This is a genomic window from Pantoea sp. X-Soil-OKNW-713 (assembly GCF_059730685.1).
The window spans coordinates 1,100,744-1,121,382 of sequence record NZ_AP035995.1 but is presented as its reverse complement, the minus strand read 5'-3'; the positions used below and the strand labels follow the sequence as shown (position 1 = coordinate 1,121,382).

Sequence of the window (20,639 nt, the reverse complement as noted above, 5' to 3'; positions counted from 1 at the left end):
TTTATTATTTTAGCGCACTGCTCTCTTTTTCAGCCCGGCTCTTACTGGTTGTAAGCGTTTTCGCCGTGGCTGTTAACATCCAGACCTTCACGTTCCTGATCTTCCGGAACACGCAGGCCAACAATCATATCGGCCAGTTTGAAGCCAATGAAGGCAACCACACCAGACCAGACGATGGTGACACCCACGCTGAACAGCTGGATCCACACCTGATGGCCCATAGTTACGCCTTCAGCATAACCTACGCCACCCAGTGAAGAGGAAGCGAACACGCCAGTCAGGATACAACCCACGATGCCGCACACGCCGTGCACACCGAACACATCACACGGGTCATCAACACGCAGCCATTTCTTCAGGGTGGTGACACCCCACAGGCCAGCCAAACCACCGACCAGACCGATAATCAGCGCGCCGCCAACACCGACATAACCACACGCCGGAGTGATAGCAACCAGACCTGCGATGAAGCCTGAAGAGGCACCCAGCAGAGAAGGCTTACCACGCAGTGCCCACTCACCGAAGGTCCAGGACAGTACCGCACCCGCCGTCGCAATGACGGTGTTCAGGAATGCCAGGGCAGCGATTTCGTTGGCAGCAGAAGCAGAACCCGCGTTGAAGCCGAACCAGCCCACATACAGGATTGCAGTACCCGTGAACACCATTGGCAGGTTGTGCGGTTTAAATGCTTCTTTACCGAAGCCAGCACGTTTGCCCACCAGATAAGCACCGACCAGACCAGCAACCGCAGCGTTGATGTGAACAACGGTACCGCCCGCGAAGTCCAGCGCGCCATCAGATGCCAGCAGACCGCCAGCCCAGACCATGTGTGCAATCGGCAGATAAGCCAGAGTCAGCCATACCGCAACGAAAATCAGCACCGCAGAGAAACGAATACGTTCCGCAATGGAACCCACAATCAGGCCCACGGTGATACAGGCGAAGGAAGCCTGGAACGCAACGTGAATATATTGATAGAAGGTGCCCATCAGCGCTTTCAGCTCGATATTTTTCAACATCGCCCACTGGAAGCTACCGAAGAAGGCATTGCCTTCGCTGAAAGCCAGCGAGTAACCGTAAATCATCCACAGCACACAAACCAGAGAGAAGGTTACCGCTACCTGAGTCAGCATGGACAATACGTTTTTACCGCGGATCAGACCGCCGTAAAACAGGGCGATGCCCGGAATCGACATGAACAACACCAACGCGGTGCAGATCATCATAAACGCGTTATCGGCTTTATCCGCAACGGCAGGAGCTGCCGCCATGGCCAGAGACGGTAACAGCGCCAGGCTGGTCAGGCCTAACTTCGTCATCATTTTATTCATTTCTTTCCATCCCATCACAATCAAGGCCTAGTTACAGTGCTGCTTCGTCGGTCTCGCCAGTACGAATACGGATAACGCGTTGCAGTTCCGCAACGAAAATTTTGCCGTCGCCAATCTTGCCGGTGTAAGCGGCTTTGCTGATCACATCCACGACTTCGTCCAGTTGATCATCAGCAATGGCGATATCAATTTTTACTTTTGGCAGGAAGTTCACGCTGTACTCGGCACCGCGATAAAGCTCTGCGTGACCTTTCTGGCGACCGAAACCCTTCACTTCGGTAACTGTCAGTCCCTGAATGCCAATAGAGGATAAGGCTTCACGCACGTCCTCCAGCTTAAATGGTTTGATTACCACGGTAACCAGCTTCATACGATCCCCTCCAGGTATTTAATGAGTGAGTCTTACCGGACACGCAGGGATATAAGCAAAGGGTGTGCCATAAATAAAAAAACCGCAGAGTCAGCAGATTAGCCGCGCTACAGCGCGCTTCGTTCTGTGATGAACAACACAAATACCAGCAGGAAAGGAAGAAAGGAGTGGATTGTTTGCACCTCTTTGGTGCTCACAGCCTCAAAGAAGTGCATTTCTACAGAATAATCCGATAAAGGTGCGCAAAAAAGGTGCAAGTCACCCTTCAGTCGTTAAGGGAATGCCCGCCGCGAGTTCATCGCCCGCCTGTTGCAGCTGATACATTTGCCAGTAACGCCCCTGTTGCGCCAGTAACTGGGTATGCGTACCGCGTTCAGCGACCTGACCGCGATGCAGGACCAGAATCTGGTCTGCCTCAGTAATAGTGGAGAGGCGATGCGCGATCACCACCAGCGTGCTGTGCTGACGTAAGGCACGCAGGGCGTGCTGAATCGCCTGCTCAGTGCCGGAATCGATATTGGCGGTGGCTTCATCAAGGATCAAAATTTGCGGCAGCGATACCAGCACCCGCGCCAGCGCTAACAACTGTTTCTGACCGACCGACAGGTTATTGCCCTGCTCGCCCAACCGGGTGTGAATACCCTCCGGCATAGCGCGCACCAGCGCGGCAAGCTGCACCGTCTCCAGCGCCTGCCACACCGCCTGCTCCGGGATATCGCGCCCAAGACGGACATTGGCGAGCAAGGTATCTGCCAGCACCACCGGGTCCTGTTGCACCATCGCTACCCCCTGACGTAACGCCTGATGCGTCAGTTGTGGCAATGGACGACCGTCCAGTTCGATACTGCCGCGCGTCACCGGGTAGTACCCCATCAGCAGGTTTGCCAGCGTACTTTTGCCACTGCCGGTATGGCCAACCAACGCAATAAAGCCACGGGGCGGCACGTCCAGATCGATCTGGCTTAACACGTCACGATCGGCGCGATAGGCGAAGCTGACATCACGCAGGGAAATACGCCCGGAGGCCAGTGGCCGGTTATCCGTGCCGTAATCCTGCTGAGTCGCATCCATCAACTCAAAGATGCGCTCACCCGACACCACCGCCTGTTGCAGCATCGATTGCTGGGTAGTGAGTTCAATCAACGGCTCATTCAGACGCCCGAGGTAAGTGATAAAGGCATACAGAACGCCCACCTCAAACACGCCTGGGTTAGCAAAGCTGAACAGCATCAGCAGGCCGCACAAAATTAGTGCAGAGAATAAACTCAGCAATGGACGCAGCAAGAAGCCATCCAGTCGTAGCGTCTCCATTCGCGCCAGATAGTGCGAACGGCTGGCCTCCCCCATGCGCTCACCAAAGCGCGCCTGCTGGCGGAACTGCTGGATGACACTCATGCCGTTAATCACTTCATTGAAGCCGTTATTGATATCGGCCAGGTAGCTACGCACCCGGCGCGCTATCGGTGTGCTGTAGCGCTGATAGATCAACATCACCGTCAATACCAGCGGGAAAATTACAATCGCCACCAGCGCCATACGCCAGTCGAGCGCAAACATGGCCACCAGCATCGCGCCGATCAACGCGGCACTGCGCAACACCGTTGCCACCACCGTGACATACAGATCGCGGATCACCTCGGTATCGTTGGTCACGCGTGAGATGATTTGCCCGACCGGTTGGGTATCGAAGGCGCTTAACGGCTGACGTAGCGCGGCATTCATCACATCAGAACGTAATTTTTGCACCACACCGATCGCCGCGCGGTTGAACAGCAACGACTGAAAATAGTGCAGGCCCGCTGCCAGCAATTGCAGCAGAATAAATCCGACCACCAACCCGGCGACAATGCCCCACGGCATCTGGTGTTGCGCCACCAGATGATCAATAAAATAACTGACTAACACCGGCCCGGTGACTTCGGCCGCCGCCGCCAGCCATAACATGCCCACGGCCAGCCATAACGATTTACGCCACGGTTTGCCGTAGGCCAGTAAACGTTTCAAGGTAGGCCACAGACGCACAGATTTAGCCACGACTCGCTCCTTCGCTGATCTCATCCTCGTCCAGCGCCGCTTCCAGTTGCTGATAACGGTACATATCACGATACCAACCGCTTTCTGCGACCAGATCGTCGTGGTCACCACGCTGCATCACCTGACCCTGCTGCAATACCAGAATTTCGCTGGCTTCGGTCAGCGCCGACAAACGATGCGCACTGATAATCAGCGTTCGGCCCCGACCCCATTGCCGCAGGTTGTGCAGAATATCGTGCTCGGTGCGTCCATCCACCGCAGATAAAGCATCATCCAGAATCAGGATCTCGGCATTCAGCAACAGCGCACGCGCAATAGCGATGCGCTGCTTCTGACCGCCTGAGAGCATCACGCCACGTTCACCCACCTCGGTTTCATAGCCCTGCGGCAGGCGCAGGATATCCTCATGAACGCAGGCCATCTTCGCCACCTGCTCAATCTCCTGCTGGCTGGCATTGGGGCGACCTAACGCAAGGTTATTAGCGACGGTATCGGAAAACAGGAACGGCGTCTGGCTCACTACCGCCAGGCGGCTGCGCCAGCTATCAATGCGCAACTGCGACAGTGGGGTGTTGTGATAGCGAATATCGCCTTGTTCAAGGTCGAAATGGCGCTGAAGCAAACTTAACAGCGTGCTTTTGCCACAGCCAGTGGGGCCACATAAGCCCAGCATTTGGCCGGGTTTAAGCTGAAAATTGACATGGCTGAGCGCCACACCGGCACTCGCCGGATAGCGAAACTCGCGGATCGCCACCTGCAAATTCCCGGCTTCCGGCGGCAGCATTTGTTGGCCGTCTTCCACTGCCGGAGCTTCCGCCAGCAACGCACGGATACGGCTCCAGGCCGCGCTGCCACGCTCAACGATATTGAACATCCACGCCAGTGCCAGCATCGGCCAAATCATCAGGCCGAGGTACATTACAAAGCTGGTGAGCTGCCCTAACGTCAGGCTGCCATGCCACACCATCCAGCTCCCGCCACCAATCGCCAGCAAATTGGAGAAACCAATCGCGATATAGATGGTGGGATCAAAACGCGCATCTACCCTTGCCACTCGCAGGTTTTTCTCGCCAGTATCACGCGCGATGGCCGCAAACTGCTGCGACTGATGATCTTCCAGACCAAAGGCTTTGATCATGCGAATGCTGGTCAGGCTTTCCTGAGTTTGATCATTCAGGCTGGAGAACGCTGCCTGTGCCAGTTTGAAACGATCATGCAACTGATTGCCGTAGCGATGGATAATCAGCGCCATAATCGGCATCGGCACCAGCGCCAGTAACGTCAACTGCCAGCTGATTTGTACACTCATCACCACCAGCACCACACAACCCATCACCAGTGAATCCACCAGCGTCAGCACCCCTTCTCCGGCGGCGAAGACCACGCGGTCAACATCGTTGGTGGCGCGGGCGATCAGATCACCGGTGCGATGACGCAGGTAAAATGCCGGATGCTGGCGGCTCAATTGACGGTAAAAATCTTCACGTAATTTCACCGCCAGTTGGTAAGAGGCTCCGAACAGCAGCACGCGCCAGACATAACGCAGCAGATAAACCACCACCGCAGTGACCAGCATCACGCCGATCCACATCATCAGTCGTCCGGTGCTTAAGGTATGTTGGGTAACGCCATCAACAATTACGCCCACCAAATGCGGTGGCAGCAATTGCAGAAGCGCAATGATGATGAGCAGAGTGACCGCGCCCAGATATCGCCGCCACTCGCGCAGAAAATACCAACTTAACTGGCTGAATAATCGCACAAGACTGTCTCTTTCTTTACCCGTCAGGGTGCTACCGGCAATGCGGTTGTGTATTTAATTTCTTCCATCGCGAAACTGGAGGTCACGTCAATCAGACCCGGTACGCCATTCACCAGCCGCTTATAAAAACCATCGTAACTTTTCATATCTGCCACCTGAATACGCAGCAGATAGTCATATTCGCCGGCCATACGGTAGAACGCCATCACCTCCGGCATCTGCTGAACCACGCTGACAAATTGCTGATACCAGTCGCTGCTGTGCTGCTGGGTTTTGACAAACATGAACGCGGTCAGCGCCAGACCGATTTTATCGCCGTCCAACAGCGCCACACGCGCACGAATAATGCCATCATCTTCCAGTTTTTTCAGGCGTTTCCAGCACGGTGTGGTAGTGAGATTGACCGCATCTGCCAGCGTCTGGAGTGACAAGGTGCAATCCTGCTGTAATAACGCCAGCAGTTTACGGTCAGTTTTATCTAGCATTTGCCTCTCCGGGAGAAAATTTTTCTCTCATCGAGCCATTATACACCGATTAAAGCAACCTCTTTTTCCTGCCAGTGCCTTACACTGTGGCGATTAAATTTTGCGGAAACTTAGCATGCAAACGCCCTGGATTCGTCACGCTATTAACGAAATTAACGCTGATTTTCAGCGCTCTGCCGACACCCATCTGATTCGCTTTAACCTGGATGATTTTCCCGGCATCGGTTTTTACCTGAAAGATGAAAGCACCCATCCGAGCGGTAGCCTGAAACACCGTCTGGCGCGTTCGCTGTTTTTGTACGGCCTGGCCAATGGTTGGATCCGCCAGGGAACGCCAATTATTGAAGCCTCTTCCGGCAGCACTGCGGTTTCAGAAGCCTATTTTGCGCGTTTGCTGGGGCTGCCATTTATTGCCGTGATGCCCGCCAGCACTGCTAAACGTAAAATCGAGTTGATCCGCTTTTATGGTGGGGAGTGTCATTTCGTGACCGACCCCTGCCAGTTGTATAGCGAATCGGAACGACTGGCGCGTGAGTTGAACGGCCATTTTATGGATCAGTTTACCTATGCTGAGCGTGCCACTGACTGGCGCGGCAATAACAACATCGCTGAGAGCATCTTTCGCCAGATGGCACATGAACCTTGCCCGGTGCCACATACCCTGATTATGAGTGCGGGTACGGGCGGAACCTCCGCCACCCTCGGGCGTTATATCCGTTATCAGGGCTATGACACCCGACTGCTGGTGGTCGACCCTGAGCACTCGGTGTTTTTTGATTTCTGGCACAGCCGCGAGCGCGGACTGAGTAGCGATCGCGGCAGCATGATTGAAGGCATTGGCCGTCCACGCGTTGAACCGTCGTTTTTACCCGATGTGATTGACGAGATGATCAAGGTGCCGGATGCCGCAACCGTTGCTGCCATGCTGAAGCTGGAACAGATTCTCGGCCGTCGTCCGGGAGCCTCCACTGGCACCAATTTCTGGGGTATGTTGCAGGTGGCGAAACGTATGCGTGAACGGGGTGAACAAGGTTCGCTGGTAACGATACTGTGCGACAGCGGCGAACGCTATCCGGATACCTATTACAACGCGGAATGGGTCGCGCAGCACATTGGCGATATCCAGCCGTGGCAGCGAGAGATGCAATAAAAAACCGGACATCCTGTCCGGTTCACTGCAAGCCTCAGCATTCGGGGGAATAATCGAGGTGTGGTGTGGTCATCCAGTGATTTAAATAGTGAGACACAGCCTGTGTCTCGCAACGTCCAATAACCGGCAAATGCGGCAACTCCGCTTTCAATTGAGGCATGGCATTGCCCATGATGAAACCGTTGCCGACACGGTCCAGCATTTCGCGATCGTTCATGGCATCGCCAAACGCCATACAATCGGCAAGCGACAGGGAAAGATGCTGGCATAGTCGCGCCAGAGCCGCTCCTTTGTGACAATCCAGCGGTAAGACCTCCAGGCAATCCCAGGCAGAAAAACAGATATTCGCGCGTTCACCCAATGCCGCATCCAGTTCGGTTTTCAGTGAACACAACGTCTCATGCGGGGCAATAAAACAGATCTTGGTGACTTCATGCGCCGACATACGTTGCAGATCACGCAGTTGATAGTGGAAGCCGCTCATTACATGCGCTTCCCGTACCCAGGGCAGCGGTTTGTCGGTAAACCAGCCTTCATCATTGAAAATATGAATGGTCGCAGGTGTTTGCCAGTGGCGATGAATCACCTCTTCGGCGATAGAAGGCGGCAGATCGCAGCCATATAACTGTTTGCCATCCAGATCGTGTACGCGGGTACCATTGCCGGTAATCAGCCAGGCGGGTAGCGTGATTTGCTCACGTACCACCGGCTGCATATCCAGCAGATGACGTCCGGTAGCAAACGCCAGCGTGACGTCACGTTGATGCAGGGCATGCAAACTGGCGAGAGTTTCTGTACCCAGGCGATGAGTCGGCAGCAGGAGCGTACCGTCCATATCAAATGCCGCGAGGCGGGCCATGCGAGTTCTCCTGTCGGTGTGATACTCCCACTATCGCCTGGTAATTGCGGAACTAATAGTGAATACTTTTCGAAAACTGTTCCGGGTTTAGGTGATGCGGCAACTTCATCGGGTCAATCAATTCCAGCGGCTCTGGCAACTTAGCCAGGGTGCTCCCCAGCAACTGAGTGTTTCCGCCATGGCACAGCACTGCTTTTGCAGCGAACGCCATATTCGCACCCTGCTGCGCCAGTGGCAGGACGCGGGTTGGCTGCGTTGGCAGGGTGCTGCGGGGCGCGGTAAACAGGGAATCCTGACCTTTCTCACGTCACCGGAACAGCTACGCCAGCAACTTTTGCAGCAGCAACTCGCCGCAGGCGAAGCGGTGCAGGCATTGCAGGTGCTGGATGTGCAACCCGATCATCTGTTGAACATGTTGCGTCCGTTGATGGGCGGTCAGTGGCTTAACCAGGCTCCGGTACTACGCATTCCCTACTATCGTGCCCTTGAACCCTTGCGCCCGCTGAGAATAACCGGACGTGCCGAACAGCATCTGGCGCGCCAGATTTTCTCTGGTCTGACACGCTTCAACGGCGACGATGTCGTGGGTGATTTGGCTCACCACTGGCAACATGACGCCACGGGCTGTGACTGGTTTTTCTGGTTGCGCCCGCAATTAAGCTGGCATAACGATGAACCGCTGTATGCCGCACAACTGGTCACGCAGTTTAACAAGATCCGCCATAGTACTCCGGGGTTGCGACTGCTTGCCTCGGTGGAAAGTATCACTGCGCCCCATCCACTGGCGCTACGTATTCGCCTGCGTCACAGTGACTACTGGCTGCCACAACGGTTGGCGCACCAATACTGCCTGTTGCCACATCCTGAACGTGATGACATCGGTAGCGGTGCATGGAAACTGACGCATTTCGCCGCTGAGCTGGTACGACTGGAAAGTCATGCGCGCTGGCATCTGCAACGACCATTGATTCAGGCGGTTGAATACTGGATCACCCCCCAACTGTTTGATCGCACCCTGGGCACCAGTTGCCGTCATCCGGTACAAATCGCCATTGGCGATCCTGACGAGCTGGATACACTGCGCCCGGTCGATCGCAGCATCAGTCTCGGATTCTGTTATCTGGCTCCCCGTCTCTCAGCACGCCTGAGTACTGCACAGGCTAAAACCTTAATTGCCCTGATTCAGCGAAGTGGCATGATCCAACAGTTGCCGCTGGATGAAGGCTTGATCACTCCCAGCCAGGAGTTGCTGCCGGGCTGGCCGGTGCCTGCCTCGGAAGAAACGCTGGTCACACTGCCTGCTGCACTCACCTTGCATTATCATCTGCCAGTGGAATTACATGTGATGGCGGAAGCCCTGAAGCCGCTATTAGCCGCGCAGGGCTGCCAGCTGACTTGCATATTTCATGACGTCAAAAGTTGGCGCGATGAACGTGAACTGGCCGAAGCCGATCTGGTGATGGGCGATCGCCTGATTGGTGACGCGCCACTGTTTACCCTCGTAAGCTGGCTGGAGAACGATCCACTATGGCAGCCACTCCGGGGAACGCAAAGTGCGATCCATTTACGTCAGCATCTGCGCGAAATTGCGCAACAACAGGACCCGGGGCAGCGTGCTATTCTTAGCCACCAGCTGTTTGAGCAACTGATGCGCGCCGGTTATCTACTGCCGTTATTTAATTATCGCTATCAAATCTCTGCCCCTCCCGGCGTGGAAGGCATTCAACTTAACAGCCTGGGCTGGTTCGACTTTACCCGCGCGTGGATCCCTCCTCCCGCCGCAGTCGATACTGTTCATCACACAGCTGAGCCATTACCATAAGGGCTGGGTTTTATACGGAAGAAAAGATGAAAAGAGCCGTTGTAGTATTCAGTGGCGGACAAGACTCCACCACCTGTTTAATTCAGGCGTTGCAGCAGTATGATGAAGTGCATTGCGTCACCTTTGATTATGGCCAGCGTCATCGCGAAGAAATTGAGGTTGCGGCCGAACTGGCAAAGAAACTTGGCGCATGCGCGCATAAGGTGCTGGATGTAACGCTGCTGAACGAATTGGCGGTCAGCAGCCTGACGCGTGATAACATCCCGGTGCCGACCTATGATCCCAACGCCAGCGGCCTGCCGAGTACTTTCGTGCCGGGACGCAACATTCTGTTTTTAACGCTGGCCTCGATTTATGCATACCAGGTGGAAGCCGAAGCCGTCATCACCGGGGTGTGTGAAACCGATTTTTCCGGTTACCCTGACTGTCGCGATGAATTCGTCAAAGCGTTGAATAACGCCGTCAGCCTGGGCATGGCGCGCAATATTCGTTTCGAAACGCCGCTGATGTGGCTCAACAAAGCGGAGACATGGGCACTGGCGGATTACTGGCAGCAGTTACCGCTGGTGCGTGCGGAAACCCTGACCTGCTATAACGGCGTCAAAGGTGACGGTTGTGGCGAATGTGCTGCCTGCCATCTGCGCGCCCGTGGTCTGGCGGATTATCAGGCTAATGCCTCAGCCATCATGGCGCAGATGAAACAAAAAAGCGGGCTGGCCTGATCCCGCTTCACCCTGCTGGCGTCGCTGACGCCAGCCTCTCGTCATACCATTAATGCCGCCAGCCGTTCGCGTAACTCCCCTTCCATTGGCACTGCTTTTTGCGTACGCAGGTCAATGCAGACAAAGGTTAATGCCGCATCGGCAACCGGTGAACCATCGCCGGCTAACAACACCCGCTGTGAAATAACGCCACTCTTGCCATTCAACTGCGCAATCTCACTCTCAATCGTCAGCACGTCGCCCAGCACTGCCGGGCGGCGATAGTTAATGTTGATATTCACCACCACAAAAGCGAGCTTCTGCTGTACCAGCCAGTTGAACGCATCGACATCCTCCAGCCATTGCCAGCGCGCCTCCTCCAGAAACTCCAGGTAACGCGCATTGTTTACGTGCTGATAGACGTCAAGATGGTAACCGCGCACTTTGATCGTGGTCTGCATTATTGCTCCTGATTACGCTGTGAATGACAACTGGTTGGACCTGTTGAGCATAGCACAGCGTAAATGCAGGTTGACCTCATCCTTCCTGAGTCGCGAGCTTTCTCACAGTTTCAGGCGGGCACTGTTACGCTCAACCAACGCGCTACCGATACCTGGCACCTCCTTTAATTGCTCAATTGCGGTAAATGGGCCGTATTGTTCGCGATAACTAACGATAGACTGGGCTTTCTTCAGGCCAATACCATTCATTGCAGCTGCAAGTTCTTCTGCGCTTGCCTGATTGATGCTGACCTGTCCTTCCGCTGGCGGTGATACCTGCGTTGCCTGTGTCTCACTGGGGCTTTCTGCCGCTGCCAGACTGGTGGAACACACCGTACCGCCAAGGGCCAGCGAGAAGAATAAGACCTGAAAAGTTTGTTTGATCATGCTGTGTCTCTCCTTGTGTTTAACAGCAGATGCAGAGTGTCACAGCACAGAATCAGGCTCAAAAGCCGAATCTCAGAAATGGAAAAGGCCGCATAAGCGGCCTTTGTCTGTTTCAACCATTCTGATTTTTTTGCGAGGCTTACTGCATTTGTGCGGCTGCGCCGTACTTGATCTTGGCCTCTTTGCGCAGGTTTTCCAGCAGGGCTTCGAAGGCGATTTGCGCGTTATTCTGCGTCACACCTTTCACCATCTGGTCAATCTGCGGTTGTGGCATGCTGCCAGTGCTGACTTTATCCAGTGCCACCAGTACCACATTACCCTGCATGTCTTCGCTCACGCCCCATGACGGTTTGTTGTCAACCGGCTGCGGCAGGTTGAATGCAGACTGTGCTACCGGGTCCTGCGCATTGCGATCGACGGTTTTGCTGGCGCTCAGCGTCAGACCGGCGGCTTGCAGCACATCCTGCTTACCGGCGTTGAGATCGGCCAGCAACTTATTCGCCTGCTCTTTCGCCTGCTGGGTTGCTTTATCATGCTTCAGGGTATCGGCGATTTGTGCTTTGACCTGATCCAGCGGTTTGACTGCTTCAGGTTTGTGCTCGCTGATACGCAGGACAAACGCGCGGTCGCCATCCACTGAGATGATGTCGGAGTTATTACCCGGCGCACCATTCTGTCCGACTAAGCCACCGTTGAAAATGGCTTGTTTAACCGCATCGAAATCCAGGTCCTGCGGCACGCTATCCTGACTGAACCAGTCAGTTTCAACCACTTTCAGGCCAGAAGCCTCTGCTGCGCCTGCCAGTGATTCATTGTCATTGCTGGCGGCTTCGCTGACCTTCTGTTGCATTTTATAGAAGGCATCAACCGCTTTTTCCTGCTTCACTTTTTCAGCAACTGCATCGTGCACTTCTGACAGCGGCTTAACCTGCTCCGGCTGGATATCATCCAGACGGGCAATCAGGAAACCAACCGAGGATTTGATCACACCTGAAAGCTGGCCTTTCTCGGTCAGATTGGCATTTTTCAGTTCATCCGGCGTGGTGTTCGGTTCCAGCCAGCCCATGTCGCCGCCTTTACGGGCAGAGATCGGGTCGATGGATTTGCTTTTCGCCAGGGTAGCGAAATCTTCGCCTTTTTTCAGCGCATCCAACACGGCATTGGCATCCGCTTCAGTTTTGGTCTGAATGACACTGTAGCGGTTACGTTGCGGCTGCGAGTAGTCGGCTTTGTGTTGATCAAACCAGCTCTGAATATCCGCTTCGCTGGCGTTTTCCTGCAAGCTCGCCGCATCCATCTTGATATAGCTGACGCGGAACTGCTCCGGTGCCATAAAGCTGCTTTGATGCTGTTGATAGTACTGGCTGATTTCGTCATCGGTGGTTGTTTGTTTCGCCGCCAATGCATTGACATCAATGATGGCCTGACGAATTTCGCGCTGCTGCGCCACCAGATCAACCAGCTTGCTGGTTTCGCCTTTAAGCATAAAGTCGGTGTTTGCTACGGCGTTGATCAGTTGCTGGTTTGCCAGCTGTTTACGCAGCGCTTCAGCGTATTGATCGGCAGTGAAGCCCATGCTGGTAATCAGACCGTTGTATTTGGCGTTGTCGAACTTACCATTGGTCTGGAAAGCCTGCTGATTGAAAATCGCATCCCTGACCTGATCGTCACTGATACCCATGTGCAGATCTTTGATGTACTGATCGAGCAAAGCCTGGTCAATCAGCTGAGAAAGGGCCTGCTGACGCATCTGCTGCATGTAGCCTTCATTACTTGCCAGCTGAGAGAATTGGTCGCCCAGCATCTGCTGCTGACGATTCCGCTCAGTGTTGAACGCCTGCTCCAGCTCTCCACGACTGATCTCATGTCCGTTAACTTTGGCAGCATAATCACTGTTACCGCCAATCAGGTAGTTACCCACCCCAGTCAGAACAAAGGACAGGATAATCAATCCCAGAATGATTTTGAGCACGACGTGATTACCCGCCGCACGTAAATTGTCCATCATGGTATGACAACACTCCGCTGTAGTGTGAATGTAAAGCTCTGACACGATGTCATCATCGCGCAACTGCAATTCAGGCTGGCAGCTGACAACCCTGCGGAGACAACAGCCAAAGGGGCCATTTGCTGCGCATCAGAATAAAAAAAGGCACATCAAAATTGATGTGCCCGTATGTTACATGAGAACGGCTTTTGCGTCCTCAATCCGCTGAAGAAAATGCTTCAACGGATGTGACAGCGGTCATTAATTGACAGCGTCTTTCAGTGCCTTGCCAGCACGGAAGCCCGGCACTTTACCAGCCGGAATGGTGATTTCTTTACCGGTTTGCGGGTTACGGCCTGTGCGAGCAGCACGCTCACGAACAGAGAATGTACCGAAACCAACTAATGCCACTTCATCACCGCCTTTCAGCGCGTCAGAAACGGAACCCATGAATGCATCTAATACACGTCCAGCTGCTGCCTTAGAAATATCCGCATCTGCAGCAATTTTGTCGATCAACTGTGACTTATTCACTCTATTCATCCCCTCTTTTATTATTCACATCGCATCCGCGCTTCCCGCCGGATACGAACGCGCAGCCAGTTATATCAAGCCTGTTGAGCCGAAACAACGGTATTCGTCTTAATCGTTGATCCAGCAGCCCCCTAACTTAGCGGCACAAAAAAAGGCTGGCAAGCACCATTTCGCCTGCCCGCCTCGCTTTTTAACGGTTTTTGCCGTTAATCACTATTTTGCCGTCGCAACCTGCATACCGTAAGGGGCATTTTCCAATGCCAGGTTCAGCACTTCTTCAATGCGTTTCACCGGATGAATGGTCAAATCGGCGATCACGTTCTGCGGAATTTCTTCCAGATCGCGTTTGTTCTCGTCCGGGATCAACACCGTTTTGATGCCACCACGATGCGCTGCCAGCAGTTTTTCTTTCAAACCACCGATTGGCAGCACCTGACCACGCAAAGTGATCTCACCGGTCATTGCCACATCAGAACGCACCGGATTACCCGTCAGGCAGGACACCAGCGCGGTACACATCGCGATACCCGCGCTAGGACCATCTTTCGGTGTGGCACCTTCTGGCACATGCACATGGATATCACGTTTCTCATAGAAATCACCGTTGATACCCAATTTCTCTGCACGCGCACGCACGACAGTCAATGCTGCCTGGATTGACTCCTGCATCACTTCACCCAGCGAACCGGTGTAAGTCAGTTTACCCTTGCCCGGAACACAGGCGGTTTCGATGGTCAGCAAGTCACCGCCCACTTCCGTCCACGCCAGACCGGTTACCTGACCAACACGGTTTTCGCTATCCGCGCGACCGTAATCAAAGCGTTGAACCCCAAGGAAATCTTTGAGGTTATCACCGTTGATGGTGATGTGTTTTTTCGCTTTGTCCATCAGCAGCGCTTTCACAGCTTTACGGCACAGTTTGGAGAGTTCACGTTCCAGACTACGCACGCCCGCTTCACGGGTGTAGTAGCGAATGATGCCCATAATGGCGCTGTCATCAACGCTGATTTCTTTCTCTTTCAGCGCGTTACGTTCAATCTGTTTCGGCAGCAGGTGCTGTTTGGCGATGTTCAGTTTTTCATCTTCGGTATAACCAGACAGACGAATCACTTCCATACGGTCCAGCAGCGGTGCCGGGATGTTCATCGAGTTTGAGGTCGCCACAAACATCACGTCTGACAGATCGTAATCCACTTCCAGATAGTGATCGTTAAACGCAATGTTCTGTTCCGGATCCAGCACTTCAAGCAATGCCGAAGCCGGATCACCACGCATGTCGGACGACATTTTGTCGATTTCATCCAGCAGGAACAGCGGGTTTTTCACCCCCACTTTCGCCATTTTCTGGATCAATTTGCCCGGCATTGAACCTATGTAAGTACGGCGATGTCCACGAATCTCTGCTTCATCACGCACCCCACCCAACGCCATACGGACATATTTACGGCCAGTTGCTTTCGCAATCGACTGACCCAGCGAGGTTTTACCTACCCCCGGCGGTCCGACCAGGCACAGAATCGGCCCTTTGATTTTGCTGACACGGCTCTGGACCGCAAGATATTCAAGGATACGGTCTTTGACACGTTCCAGACCGTAATGGTCGGTATCCAGCGTTTCCTGCGCTTTACGCAGGTCTTTTTTCACCTTGCTGCGCGCATTCCACGGTACCTGCACCATCCAGTCGATGTAGCCACGTACCACGGTCGCTTCTGCTGACATCGGCGACATCATTTTCAGCTTCTGCAATTCCGCTTCGGCTTTTTCACGCGCTTCGGTCGGCATTTTCGCCGCTTCAATTTTGCGTTTCAGCGCTTCATATTCGTCAGGCGCATCGTCCATCTCGCCCAGCTCTTTCTGAATCGCCTTCATTTGCTCATTGAGGTAATACTCGCGCTGGCTTTTTTCCATCTGCTTTTTCACGCGGTTGCGAATACGCTTCTCAACCTGTAGCAGATCGATTTCTGACTCCATCATCGCCATCAGATATTCCAGACGCTCATTGACGTCGGACATCTCCAGCACCGATTGTTTGTCGGCCAGTTTCAACGGCATATGCGCCGCAACGGTGTCAGCCAGACGGGCTGCATCGTCAATACTGTTAAGTGAGGTCAAAACCTCAGGAGGAATTTTTTTATTAAGCTTGATGTAGCCTTCAAACTGATTGATGGCCGTACGGACCAGCACTTCCTGCTCGCGCTCCTCGATTTCGGGCGAGATCAGATACTCAGCCTGGGCAACGAAGTGGTCGCCATTATCTGCCAGCGTGGTGATATGTGCGCGCTGTAAACCTTCAACCAGCACTTTAACCGTACCATCCGGCAGCTTCAGCATTTGCAATACCGAAGCGACGGTCCCTACAGAGAAGAGATCGTTAATACCAGGTTCATCCGTTGAAGCCTCTTTCTGTGCAACCAGCATGATCTTCTTATCATGATCCATAGCGGCTTCGAGGCACCGAATCGATTTTTCCCGACCCACAAACAACGGAATTACCATGTGCGGATAAACCACTACGTCGCGCAGAGGCAACACAGGGATTTCAATGCGTTCAGAACGCTCAGGATTCATAGAGCTCTCTCTTAGTTTAATGTCCGCCAGGTGATGGGAACCGCCTGATCACAATCAATATGCAGTTAAACCCACAGGATATTGAGTATATGGGGATGCTTATCCGACATTCAATGTCACAGGCGTGAGAAAAACAAAAGGGGAAAGATTTTCCCCTTTTATAAGATAACAACGTGGTTTAATTGTTTATTTATTCGCCAGAGGCTTGAGCTTCATGCTTTCCGTAGATCAACATTGGCTCGGACTGGCCATCAATCACTGACTCATCAATCACCACTTTTTCGACGTCTTCCATTGAAGGCAGGTCGTACATGGTTTCGAGTAAGGCAGCTTCAACAATCGAACGCAGACCACGCGCACCGGTTTTGCGTGACATTGCTTTTTTGGCAATCGCCGTTAACGCTTCGTCACGGAACTCCAGCTCAACGCCTTCCAGGTTAAACAATGCCTGGTACTGTTTGGTCAGGGCGTTTTTCGGCTCACGCAGAATCTGGATCAGGGCTTCTTCACTCAGTTCATTCAGCGTTGCCACGACGGGCAGACGGCCAATAAACTCAGGAATCAGACCGAACTTGATCAAATCTTCCGGCTCTACCTGAGACAGCAGTTCACCTTCGCTCGCTTTCTGCGATTTGCCTTTCACCGTTGCGCCAAAACCAATGCCTGAACCGGTTTCTGTGCGTTGAGAAATCACTTTGTCGAGACCGGCGAAAGCACCACCACAGATAAACAGGATTTTTGAGGTATCAACCTGCAAAAACTCCTGCTGCGGATGCTTACGACCACCCTGCGGCGGCACGGCTGCCACGGTACCTTCGATCAGTTTCAGTAACGCCTGCTGTACGCCCTCGCCCGATACGTCACGGGTGATAGACGGGTTGTCCGACTTACGTGAAATCTTGTCGATTTCATCAATGTAGACAATACCGCGCTGGGCTTTCTGCACATCGTAATCGCATTTTTGCAGCAGCTTCTGAATGATGTTTTCCACATCCTCGCCCACGTAACCCGCTTCGGTCAGCGTGGTGGCGTCGGCCATGGTGAATGGTACATCCAGTAAGCGTGCCAGCGTTTCCGCCAGCAGGGTTTTACCGCTACCGGTTGGACCGATCAGCAGAATGTTACTTTTACCCAGTTCAATGCCATTGCTGGTGTCACCATTGCGCAAGCGTTTGTAGTGGTTATATACCGCTACAGCCAGCACCTTTTTCGCCTTTTCCTGCCCGATAACATAATCATCGAGATGATGGCGGATTTCATGCGGCGTCGGTAGTGCGCTGCGCTCGCGATGCGGGGCGACTTCTTTAATCTCTTCGCGAATGATGTCGTTACATAAATCGACACATTCGTCGCAGATATACACTGACGGCCCGGCAATCAGCTTACGCACTTCATGCTGGCTTTTGCCGCAAAAAGAGCAGTACAGCAACTTACCTGAACCGTCTTTGCGCTTATCTGTCATCAGCTAACCTCTTTTCATTCTCGGGCCATACGGGCGTACGGCAATGGCCGCACGTTACGGCCGATATTCATTCAACTCATCTGCCTGTTGTCCAGTTAACTATAGCCCAGGGACCCGGCAGATGTGTCTTATTGGCGATGCGTCAGAATAGAATCGACCAGGCCATACTCTACCGCTTCACTGGCAGAGAGGAAACGATCACGCTCGGTGTCACGCTCAATCTGCTCCAGCGATTTACCGGTGTGTTCAGCCATCAATTCATTCATACGCTGCTTCACTTTCAGAATCTCACGCGCATGGATCTCAATGTCCGTTGCCTGCCCTTGATAGCCACCCAGCGGCTGGTGGATCATCACGCGTGAGTTAGGCAAGCAAAAGCGTTTGCCTTTGGTGCCTGCCGTCAGCAGGAACGCGCCCATTGAACAGGCCTGGCCCATACAAATGGTGCTAACGTCCGGCTTAATGAATTTCATTGTGTCATAAATTGACATACCGGCGGTAATCACACCACCCGGTGAGTTAATGTAGAGGTAGATGTCCTTCTCAGGATTCTCCGCTTCCAGAAACAGCATCTGCGCCACGATCAGGTTAGCCATATGATCTTCAACCTGGCCGGTCAGAAAGATCACACGCTCTTTGAGCAGGCGGGAATAGATGTCGTAAGAACGCTCGCCACGCGAGGTTTGTTCGACCACCATTGGCACCAGCGCCATGTGCGGTGCAGTAAATTCACGATCGCCACTGTATGACATTACCGTCTCCTGGATAAATTTCGTTGGCAACATTCTGTACCGATTTTACGTGAGACGCGCGATGAAAACTATGCGCTGCCTCCTCACTCCGACACCAACAGGACGGTTAATCAGCCAGTTTCACTGTCTTCATGCATTCTCCCTGTATCTGGGGATGCTGCCCAGTTATTTCAAGCATAACAACCTTTTCCCTATTCGCTAACACGGAAAAAGAGCTTATCGGATAATTTGCCGGTTAATTAATCAAATAGAAGACAAATCCAGACTTTTCAGCGTGAGAAAATAAAAAAGCCCGCGACTTTTTGTCGCGGGCTTCGCACTTCGTGTTAACTAACGAATCAGGCCGAAGCGGTCTGGTTCATCAGTTCCTGGAAGTTGGTGGCTTTTTCGGTCACTTTCGCTTTTTCCAGCACCGCTTCAACCGCTTGCTCTTCCAGCGCGACGTTGCGCATGTTGTTCATCAGCTCGTTGTTCTTGCTGTAGAACTCGATCACTTCCTGCGGATCTTCGTAGGCAGAAGCCATCTCTTCGATCAGCGCTTTAACGCGGTTTTCATCAGCCTGCAGTTCGTTGGTGCGAATTACTTCGCCCAGCAGCAGACCAACAACAACGCGGCGTTTCGCCTGCTCTTCGAACAGCTCGCGCGGCAGTTCCAGCGCTTGCTTCTCGTTGCCACCGAAACGCTGAGCCGCCTGGCGACGCAGAACATCGATTTCGCTGTCAATCAGTGCAGCCGGTACGTCGATAGCGTTGGCATTAACCAGGCCGTCGATCGCCTGAGACTTCAGACGGTTACGGATTGCACCTTTCAGCTCGCGTTCCATGTTCTTACGCACTTCAGTACGCAGGCCCGCAACTGAACCATCTTCCACGCCAAAACGCTTGATGAATTCTTCGGTCAGTTCCGGCAGTTCGCGTACTTCAACTTTCTTCAGTACGATTTCGAACTTCGCGTCTTTACCTTTCAGGTTTTCCGCGTGGTAGTCGTCCGGGAATTTCACGTCGATGGTGAAGGTTTCACCCGCTTTGTGACCCACAACGCCATCTTCAAAACCTGGGATCATACGGCCCTGGCCCATTGCCAGTACGAAGTCAGAGGCTTTACCACCTTCAAACTCTTCGCCGTCAACAGAACCGGTGAAGTCGATGGTCGCGCGATCTTCAGCACCAGCCGCTGCATCGCTCTCTTTCCAGGTCGCCTGCTGCTTACGCAGGGTTTCCAGCATGGTATCGACGTCAGCGTCGGTCACTTCAACAACCGGCTTCTCAACTTCGATGGCGTCGAGACCTTTCAGCTCAACTTCCGGGTAGACTTCAAATTCTACGGTGTAGGTGAAGTCTTCACCCAGCTTGTACTCGCCTGGCACGTAGTTCGGTGCGCCAGCCGGGTTGATTTTCTCTTTAATGATGGCGTCAACAAAGTTGCGCTGCATCAGATCGCCCAGCACGTCCTGGCGAACAGAAGCACCGTAGCGCTGCGCTACGATCTGCATCGGCACTTTGCCTTTACGGAAACCATCGATACGGACTTTCTTCGCCACATCCACCAGTTCTTTCTTCACTGCGCTTTCGATGCTGTCAGCTGCAACAGTAATCGTAATGCGACGGCCCAGACCCTGAGTGGTTTCTACTGAAACTGTCATCTTGCTACCTCAAAAAATCGCGTGCTCGGTCAACTTCAGACACCACACATATGAAATGCGCCGTATCCAACTAGCGGGAGGGCATCTGCTGACAGAACCTGTTCCCTGTTGTCAGAAGCTCCCGAAGACATTCCGGAAAAATAGACGCCGCATTATAGCGGCATCATACAGGCTAGTCGAGGCTGCAAAGTCACCACTTTTGAACGACTTTGCTGCTTTTTTGCGCCGCAGATCGCGTTTAAGCGTAAATAAGGAAGTGAAAACGGCCCGCAGGCCGTTTTTTAGGCAGGTG

Annotated in this window: 17 protein-coding genes; 3 read left to right on the top strand and 14 right to left on the bottom strand. The window is 53.3% G+C overall.

Annotated elements, in window-relative coordinates; translation table 11 throughout:
- Positions 1-41: 41 nt before the first annotated feature.
- The 5 genes from amtB to AC6I8R_RS05025 all read right to left on the bottom strand — a co-directional run bounded on the left by amtB (position 42) and on the right by AC6I8R_RS05025 (position 5,982).
- Complete coding sequence (gene amtB / locus AC6I8R_RS05045) at positions 42-1,331, bottom strand: ammonium transporter AmtB (RefSeq protein WP_013508147.1); 1,290 nt, start codon at positions 1,329-1,331, stop codon at positions 42-44.
- Positions 1,332-1,362: 31 nt separating this feature from the next.
- The gene (gene glnK / locus AC6I8R_RS05040) at positions 1,363-1,701 is read right to left on the bottom strand and encodes a P-II family nitrogen regulator (protein WP_007886947.1); all 339 of its coding nucleotides are present in this window, start codon (positions 1,699-1,701) and stop codon (positions 1,363-1,365) included.
- 258 nt (positions 1,702-1,959) lie between these two features.
- Complete coding sequence (locus AC6I8R_RS05035) at positions 1,960-3,735, bottom strand: SmdB family multidrug efflux ABC transporter permease/ATP-binding protein (protein WP_415174729.1); 1,776 nt, start codon at positions 3,733-3,735, stop codon at positions 1,960-1,962.
- Positions 3,728-5,497, bottom strand: a complete 1,770-nt coding sequence (locus tag AC6I8R_RS05030; protein ID WP_021185831.1) for a SmdA family multidrug ABC transporter permease/ATP-binding protein — start codon at positions 5,495-5,497, stop codon at positions 3,728-3,730. The genes AC6I8R_RS05035 and AC6I8R_RS05030 overlap by 8 nt, the downstream gene beginning before the upstream one ends.
- A 23-nt stretch (positions 5,498-5,520) precedes the next feature.
- On the bottom strand, positions 5,521-5,982 hold the full coding sequence (locus tag AC6I8R_RS05025; RefSeq protein ID WP_021185832.1) for an Lrp/AsnC family transcriptional regulator: 462 nt from the start codon (positions 5,980-5,982) through the stop codon (positions 5,521-5,523).
- A 115-nt stretch (positions 5,983-6,097) separates the two neighbouring features.
- Between AC6I8R_RS05025 and AC6I8R_RS05020 the strand changes: the two genes are divergently transcribed.
- Positions 6,098-7,132 carry a PLP-dependent cysteine synthase family protein gene (locus AC6I8R_RS05020; protein WP_497831976.1) on the top strand — a complete coding sequence of 345 codons (1,035 nt, stop codon included), beginning with the start codon at positions 6,098-6,100 and terminating at the stop codon, positions 7,130-7,132.
- Between the two features lie 34 nt (positions 7,133-7,166).
- On the opposite strand, the gene cof is transcribed toward AC6I8R_RS05020, so the two are convergent.
- Positions 7,167-7,991 carry an HMP-PP phosphatase gene (gene cof, locus AC6I8R_RS05015; RefSeq protein ID WP_415174731.1) on the bottom strand — a complete coding sequence of 275 codons (825 nt, stop codon included), beginning with the start codon at positions 7,989-7,991 and terminating at the stop codon, positions 7,167-7,169.
- A 94-nt stretch (positions 7,992-8,085) separates the two neighbouring features.
- Between cof and AC6I8R_RS05010 the strand changes: the two genes are divergently transcribed.
- Both AC6I8R_RS05010 and queC read left to right on the top strand, forming a co-directional pair.
- The gene (locus tag AC6I8R_RS05010; protein WP_415174732.1) at positions 8,086-9,813 is read left to right on the top strand and encodes an SgrR family transcriptional regulator; all 1,728 of its coding nucleotides are present in this window, start codon (positions 8,086-8,088) and stop codon (positions 9,811-9,813) included.
- 26 nt (positions 9,814-9,839) lie between these two features.
- The gene (gene queC, locus AC6I8R_RS05005) at positions 9,840-10,535 is read left to right on the top strand and encodes a 7-cyano-7-deazaguanine synthase QueC (protein ID WP_497831975.1); all 696 of its coding nucleotides are present in this window, start codon (positions 9,840-9,842) and stop codon (positions 10,533-10,535) included.
- A 41-nt stretch (positions 10,536-10,576) separates the two neighbouring features.
- Here queC and AC6I8R_RS05000 read toward each other — a convergent pair whose 3' ends face one another.
- The 8 genes from AC6I8R_RS05000 to tig form a co-directional block, all read right to left on the bottom strand.
- Positions 10,577-10,975 (bottom strand): acyl-CoA thioesterase, encoded by a 399-nt coding sequence (locus AC6I8R_RS05000; protein ID WP_021185837.1) that lies wholly within the window; start codon positions 10,973-10,975, stop codon positions 10,577-10,579.
- Positions 10,976-11,077: 102 nt separating this feature from the next.
- Positions 11,078-11,401 (bottom strand): ComEA family DNA-binding protein, encoded by a 324-nt coding sequence (locus AC6I8R_RS04995; RefSeq protein WP_021185838.1) that lies wholly within the window; start codon positions 11,399-11,401, stop codon positions 11,078-11,080.
- Between the two features lie 139 nt (positions 11,402-11,540).
- Complete coding sequence (ppiD, locus tag AC6I8R_RS04990) at positions 11,541-13,409, bottom strand: peptidylprolyl isomerase (RefSeq protein WP_021185839.1); 1,869 nt, start codon at positions 13,407-13,409, stop codon at positions 11,541-11,543.
- A gap of 240 nt (positions 13,410-13,649) precedes the next feature.
- Complete coding sequence (gene hupB, locus AC6I8R_RS04985; protein ID WP_014606441.1) at positions 13,650-13,922, bottom strand: nucleoid-associated protein HU-beta; 273 nt, start codon at positions 13,920-13,922, stop codon at positions 13,650-13,652.
- Between the two features lie 213 nt (positions 13,923-14,135).
- Positions 14,136-16,490 carry an endopeptidase La gene (gene lon / locus AC6I8R_RS04980; RefSeq protein WP_013508136.1) on the bottom strand — a complete coding sequence of 785 codons (2,355 nt, stop codon included), beginning with the start codon at positions 16,488-16,490 and terminating at the stop codon, positions 14,136-14,138.
- A gap of 190 nt (positions 16,491-16,680) precedes the next feature.
- Positions 16,681-17,952, bottom strand: a complete 1,272-nt coding sequence (gene clpX, locus AC6I8R_RS04975) for an ATP-dependent protease ATP-binding subunit ClpX (protein WP_021185840.1) — start codon at positions 17,950-17,952, stop codon at positions 16,681-16,683.
- A 128-nt stretch (positions 17,953-18,080) separates the two neighbouring features.
- The gene (gene clpP / locus AC6I8R_RS04970; RefSeq protein ID WP_013508134.1) at positions 18,081-18,704 is read right to left on the bottom strand and encodes an ATP-dependent Clp endopeptidase proteolytic subunit ClpP; all 624 of its coding nucleotides are present in this window, start codon (positions 18,702-18,704) and stop codon (positions 18,081-18,083) included.
- A gap of 338 nt (positions 18,705-19,042) precedes the next feature.
- Positions 19,043-20,347 (bottom strand): trigger factor, encoded by a 1,305-nt coding sequence (gene tig / locus AC6I8R_RS04965; protein ID WP_021185841.1) that lies wholly within the window; start codon positions 20,345-20,347, stop codon positions 19,043-19,045.
- Between the last annotated feature and the right edge of the window lie 292 nt (positions 20,348-20,639).